We start from the raw sequence: 6076 nt of genomic DNA, 5'->3' as shown, positions 1-6076 counted from the left end.
TCCCTACTGCTGCCTCCCGTAGGAGTCTGGGCCGTGTCTCAGTCCCAGTGTGGCCGATCACCCTCTCAGGTCGGCTACGCATCGTCGCCTTGGTGAGCCGTTACCTCACCAACTAGCTAATGCGCCGCGGGTCCATCTGTAAGTGGTAGCTAAAAGCCACCTTTCAACATTTCCTCATGCGAGGAAATGAATTATTCGGTATTAGCCCCGGTTTCCCGGAGTTATCCCAATCTTACAGGCAGGTTACCCACGTGTTACTCACCCGTCCGCCGCTGATATCAGGGAGCAAGCTCCCATCAATCCGCTCGACTTGCATGTATTAGGCACGCCGCCAGCGTTCGTCCTGAGCCAGGATCAAACTCTCCGATAAAAGTTTGAATAGCTCTTGTGTTACTTGTAAATCTAGAATTAACGTTGACGTTTTGTCTTGTTTTGTTCAGTTTTCAAGGTTCAATGTGTGTCGACTTCCGTTTGAAGCGACTTTATTAATTTAACACACACTATCGTGTGAAGTCAACTGTTTTTTAAAATTATTTTTGCTTATTTGCTTGGATAATTTGTTGCAACAGCTCGTTGCGTAACAGCGACGTTTAATAATATATCAAGATTTTTTTACAGGGTCAATACATTTTTAAAAGTTTTTTAATGTTTTTTCATTCTAATGACAAATAAAACAACTTTTGCTTAGAAAAGTCCTTTTTAAAAGAACACTTCCAACAAAAGTCGCTTTAACTGATTCAATATGTTTCTTTCTTATTGATGCTGGTTTTTAAGTATTTTAAACAATCCTTGTGACTGGCAAACCTTTTAAAAAGAGAAAACAATATTTTATATCGTTCATCCATTGCTCTTTTCACAATATAGTCTATTCGGGAATCCTTAAGGTCAAATAGTATTTCATCCATTTCTCTTTTTAGTAAATACTCTATTTCTTGCTTCTCTCTATCATCAATCATCAACCCTAACAATTAAGTCACCCCTTAATGTTTGTATATGTAGTTTTTTCCAATCACAAGAAATTTATAATCATTTTTTCTTACTTAGATATTTTTTCTCTAGACATGCATATCTTTAATAGAGACAAACTGTTAAACGGAGGGTATTGATAATGAATGTTTTTTACACATTGAATGCGAAAAGACTGAAACAAATAAGCCTTATTATCGTGATCTCATTTTTTACTGCGTTGTTTGTATATAGCAGTACTCTTTCAACTCTTCCTGTCTTTAGTACAAAGGATGGTCCTAAGGCTATTTACAAAGGGGAAAAAGGGGTGGCTATGACCTTTAATATTGGATGGGGTGATGAAAAAGCTAAGCCGATTTTAGATGAACTGAAAAAAATGAACGTCCAATCCGCTACTTTTTTCCTTTCTGGCGCTTGGGCTGAAAGGCATCCTGATTTAGTGGAGCAAATCGCCAAGCAAGGATATGAAATCGGCAATCTCGGATATGCTTATCTGGATTATACAGATATGGAACCAAATAAAATTAAACAGGATATCCTAAAGGCTGAAGCAGTTTTTAAGAAGCTAAAGGTCGAAGATGTGAAATTACTAAGGGTCCCAACCGGACATTTTAACAAAGAAACGCTCAAGGTGGCAGATTCTCTTGGACTGACGGTCGTTCATTGGAGTGTAGACTCAAAGGATTGGACGAATCCTGGAGTCGACGACATTGTGAATAATATTAAAGATGCGAAAAAAGGGGATATCATCCTTCTCCATGCCTCAGATTCTGCTAAGCAAACCCAAAAAGCTTTACCGGCTATTGTAAAGGAGCTAAAAGGAAAAGGGGACTTCATCACCGTTTCAGATATGATTTCTAATGGAGAGGCCAAATCCAGTTTGATTCAATAAAAATAATACACTTTTCGCAAAATTGTTAATTCATATCTTGAGTTCCTCCAAAGGGTCTTTTAAAGTATGTGACAGATCTGCATTACAAAGCAGAAATTGAGCCATGCTCTATTGATTTCGTTGCAGGAGCCTATACGGGAAGGTTGACTGCCCCGCGAAAAGAAAACATCCTGTAGCAGAGATCAACAACCACTTTCTCTTTAAAATAGAGACAAACAAAAAACCCATTGAGGAAAACATTCTCTCAATGGGCTTTTTTAATTGGTTTAGCTACTTTTTTTATTTTCTCTCTCAACTTGTGATTTCTCAATATACTTAGGAAGACGTAAAAGCTGATAAGCATTACATGCTAATAACGCCAGTAACATAAGGTAAAGCCATTTTACTGAATTGACTAATAGAACGGGCAGCCACTCTAATGTTGTGACAACAATCATAAAAAACAAAGCGGAGATGAAGGTATTTGTTTTGGCATCTGTTTGTTGATTCTTCATGTATGCTACGATTAACCCTACCACTAATATGCCAATCCCTAAAAAGATGTAAGGGGTATACGATTCACCCTCTACTGCAAATGCTCTAAATCGGAAATAAACTAAATCAAATAGAACGAGGGCAATTAAGACCACTTGCACAGGATTCCATAGTCGTTTAAACATCCCCATTCCAAATTGATGAATGGTTAAGTATGCAAAGTATCCCATTTGGCTGATGACACTAAAAGTAAATCCTACAAATATAAACCATAATAGGCTTGATAAAATCCCAATCGCATTACCTTCTTGAAAATATGGTCCAAATTGATCCCACCTGATGAGGAGAGACGCAATTCCCGTTACAAGTCCACCTATTAACAACGTATGAATAAAAAAACGAATCCAATTTCGGATGGTCACTTCTATTTTCCTCCAAATAATAAAATATACACTCAGTTGATTGTACCAACGCTACTATAAAAAATCTAGGTTGCAGTGCGGGATGTGTATATTTTTTTTGAATTTCCTCATATTAAAGGTAAGGGAATTTCTATGGAAGGAGCCTATCCCATGATTAAGTATTCCTTTCCTTTTCTACTCCTCATCCTTTTCTTATCTGCCTGTGGCGGAGGTGGAGAAGCTAGTAGTGGAAAAATGGATTATGAAGAAACCAAGAAAATGGTTGTTGATATATTAAAAACCGATGATGGTAAAAAAGCGATTCAAGAAGTCATGTCAGACGAGAAAATGAAGGCTGAATTGATTATGGACCAAGGGATTGTGACTGAAACCATCTCTAAAACATTGACCTCAGATAAAGGGACTGAGTTTTGGAAAAAATCCTTTGAAGATCCTAAATTTGCTGAAGCTATGGCAAAAAGCATGAAAGACGGTAATGAAAAATTACTCAAAGATTTAATGAAGGACCCTGAATATCAAGGAATGATGATGGACTTATTAAAGGACCCTGAATTTAAGAAAGAATTAACTGAAGCCTTGAAAAGTAAGGAATATAGAGAACATCTTCAGAAAGTGATTCTCGAAACGTTTGAAAGCCCACTATTTAAAGCCAAGCTCCAGGATATCCTTCTCAAAGCTGCCGGCGAAATGAAAGATGGCGGAAAAAGTGAAGGTGGCGGTGGAGGTGGAGAATCCTCTGCCGGTGGAGGTCAACAAAATGGAGAGAGCAGTGGTGGTGGAGGTCAATAACCTCTAAAAAAAGGACAAATGATTTTAGTCATTTGTCCTTTTTGATTATGATAATTTCTCGATTACTTTATGAGCAATATCGCCATAGATTTGACCTAAGCGATGATCTTCTGCGTAAATGGATGGTGCAAAGTCCTCTTCATCCCAATCTGGCTGTTGAAGTGGAAGTTTCCCTAGGAGGTCTGTACGCAATTCCTCTGTTAGTTTTTCTCCTCCACCTTGACCAAATACAAATTCCTTCTCACCTGTTTTCTTACTTTCAAAATAAGACATGTTTTCGATTACACCCAGAATTTCGTGATCTGTTTGCAATGCCATTGCACCTGCACGAGCAGCAACAAAGGCAGCCGTTGGATGAGGTGTTGTCACGATAATCTCTTTACAGTGAGGAAGCATGGTGTGCACATCCAGTGCAACGTCCCCCGTTCCTGGTGGCAGGTCTAGTAATAAATAATCTAAGTCTCCCCACTCTACCTCTGAGAAGAAATTATTTAGCATTTTACCTAGCATCGGCCCTCTCCAAATAACAGGAGCATTGTCTTCTACAAAGAAGCCCATGGAAATAACCTTAACCCCAAAACGTTCTACTGGAATAATACTTTCTCCTCGTACGACTGGACGTTTCACAATTCCCATCATATCTGGAACACTAAATCCATAGATATCAGCATCAATTAAGCCTACTTTTTTTCCTTGTCGTGCTAGGGAAACAGCTAAATTCACCGATACTGTTGATTTTCCAACTCCACCTTTTCCACTGGCAATGGCGATAAAGGTTGTTTTACTAGAGGGAGATAATAGGTCTGTGCCCTCTCCACCCGTTCCTCTATGCTTATCTAATTCTTCTTGTGGCAGCTCAGTAAAGCGAATACCAACTGACTCCGCTCCATTGTCCTTTAATAATTGAACAATCTTTTGCTGAAATTGCAATTGCTCGCTTGTACCTGTTTTAGCCAGCGCTATCTTCACACTGACATGGCTCTTTTCTTCTTTAATACTAATCTCCACTACACCATTCGTCTCTTGCAGAGTTTTATGTAAAAAAGGATCCTCTAATCCAAATAAAAGATCTCGAGTCTGTTGTTCTGTTAACATGAATAACCACCCTTTATTATGTATTCGTTTTCAACTAGTTTTAGTATAACATATTCTTAGTTGAATGAATGATCAAAAGGTTTTGAATGGTTTTCTTATATAATGATTTTCTAAAAAAAAGCAAACAAAATAATCGAGTATCAAACATACTCGATTATTCCACGTCATCAACCATTTCTTCCGTTAGATAAATTAATACACCCTGATAGATGGAAGCTGCAACCTTCTGCTGGTAATCCTTCTTTAATAGGTTGGCGCGCTCTCCTGGATTCGATAAGAACCCAATCTCTACTAATGCTCCCGCTTTTTTTGCATTTTTTAAGATATATACATTTTGGATACCCTTTGCTTCCCGGCTCGTGTTTTCTAAATTTCTCGTGAGCTCTGATTGAATAGCCTTAGCCAAAGCTTTATTTTCAACATATTTAGGATTATAAAACGTCTGGGCACCACTCCATCTTGCAGAAGGTATAGAATTTAAATGAATACTTAAAAAAAGGTCCGCTTCTGAATCATTGATTAAGTTTAATCGCTTATTTAAATCCTCAACCTTCCTCCTGCTGTATCCTTTTGTTCCCTCATTAGCTAAATCCTCATCTTTATCCCGCGTTAATATAACGAGAGCTCCCTGCTCCTGTAAATAATCCCTGATCATTAATGACACATCCAGAGCAATATCCTTCTCTAGAGCATTTTTATCACCGGCCCCACCATCAGGACCTCCGTGACCTGGATCCAGATAGATAATTTTTCCTGATAGAGGAAGATTCCAGGATTCCCATGTATCCTTATCTAAAATCTTATATTGGATAATAAATAGTAATAATACCAAGGCGGATAGTATTCCAACAAGCTTTAGTTTCTTAGCCATTCTCGTCCCCCTATTTCTAGTTTCCATACGGCAGAACAAAACCGCTTTACTTAAAAATATGGGACAAGAATCCATTTTAGAACAGGAAAAGATTAATGTAAGCGGAGCTTATGGCGCTTCACTCCTTTTTCATATCCCTCTGACCACCACGTTTCCACATAGTGCTCACAGCTGAAATAGAAGGATTCATCCACTTTATTGGATACACCCATTTCAGACCAATATAGCCAAAAGTTATAGAGGGTATCGATGAAATGCTTTAGTTCTTCATGACACCTTTTCTTCACCATCTCCGTATTTTCACCAGAGTAACCAAACTTACTGACCTTTCCACCTAATAAAAAAGCTTCAATCGCAACATCGAAGCAAGCTTCGTCAAATCCCTGCTGCATAAAAACGCCGCCTTGAATCTTTATATATCCAAAATGCTTTCGCACACTTTCCTGAAGCATTTTAATTGAAATCTCTTTTAACAATTTTCTTTCGGTTTTTATTTGTTTTTCTCTTCTCTTTGTATTGAAAGTTGTAATAACGTTCAAAGTTAATCCACCCCTTTGAACGTATTTT

7 protein-coding genes and 1 rRNA gene are annotated in these 6076 nt (G+C 38.1%); 2 read left to right on the top strand and 6 right to left on the bottom strand.

Annotated elements, in window-relative coordinates:
• Both IQI_RS02980 and IQI_RS02975 read right to left on the bottom strand, forming a co-directional pair.
• Positions 1-370, bottom strand: a 16S ribosomal RNA gene (locus IQI_RS02980); the annotation flags it as partial.
• Between the two features lie 367 nt (positions 371-737).
• Complete coding sequence (locus tag IQI_RS02975; RefSeq protein WP_064091247.1) at positions 738-968, bottom strand: hypothetical protein; 231 nt, start codon at positions 966-968, stop codon at positions 738-740.
• Between the two features lie 140 nt (positions 969-1108).
• Between IQI_RS02975 and pdaB the strand changes: the two genes are divergently transcribed.
• Positions 1109-1858 (top strand): polysaccharide deacetylase family sporulation protein PdaB, encoded by a 750-nt coding sequence (gene pdaB, locus IQI_RS02970; RefSeq protein WP_064091246.1) that lies wholly within the window; start codon positions 1109-1111, stop codon positions 1856-1858.
• A gap of 266 nt (positions 1859-2124) precedes the next feature.
• Here pdaB and IQI_RS02965 read toward each other — a convergent pair whose 3' ends face one another.
• Positions 2125-2754 carry a KinB-signaling pathway activation protein gene (locus tag IQI_RS02965; protein WP_064091245.1) on the bottom strand — a complete coding sequence of 210 codons (630 nt, stop codon included), beginning with the start codon at positions 2752-2754 and terminating at the stop codon, positions 2125-2127.
• A 150-nt stretch (positions 2755-2904) separates the two neighbouring features.
• Here IQI_RS02965 and gerD point away from each other — a divergent pair, with 150 nt between their 5' ends.
• Complete coding sequence (gene gerD / locus IQI_RS02960; RefSeq protein ID WP_064091248.1) at positions 2905-3543, top strand: spore germination lipoprotein GerD; 639 nt, start codon at positions 2905-2907, stop codon at positions 3541-3543.
• Between the two features lie 45 nt (positions 3544-3588).
• Here gerD and IQI_RS02955 read toward each other — a convergent pair whose 3' ends face one another.
• From IQI_RS02955 to IQI_RS02945, 3 genes are all read right to left on the bottom strand, one after another.
• Complete coding sequence (locus tag IQI_RS02955) at positions 3589-4638, bottom strand: Mrp/NBP35 family ATP-binding protein (RefSeq protein WP_064091244.1); 1050 nt, start codon at positions 4636-4638, stop codon at positions 3589-3591.
• Between the two features lie 154 nt (positions 4639-4792).
• A complete protein-coding gene (cwlD, locus tag IQI_RS02950; protein WP_064091243.1) occupies positions 4793-5509 on the bottom strand; it encodes an N-acetylmuramoyl-L-alanine amidase CwlD in 717 nt (238 codons plus the stop codon).
• A gap of 92 nt (positions 5510-5601) precedes the next feature.
• Positions 5602-6048, bottom strand: a complete 447-nt coding sequence (locus IQI_RS02945; RefSeq protein ID WP_064091242.1) for a DUF2521 family protein — start codon at positions 6046-6048, stop codon at positions 5602-5604.
• Positions 6049-6076 lie beyond the last annotated feature (28 nt).

This window comes from Rossellomorea aquimaris TF-12 (genome assembly GCF_001648555.1).
Lineage (GTDB): Bacteria > Bacillota > Bacilli > Bacillales > Bacillaceae_B > Rossellomorea > Rossellomorea aquimaris.
The sequence above is the reverse complement of the archived record's forward strand: the minus strand, read 5'-3'. Positions and strand labels throughout refer to the sequence as shown.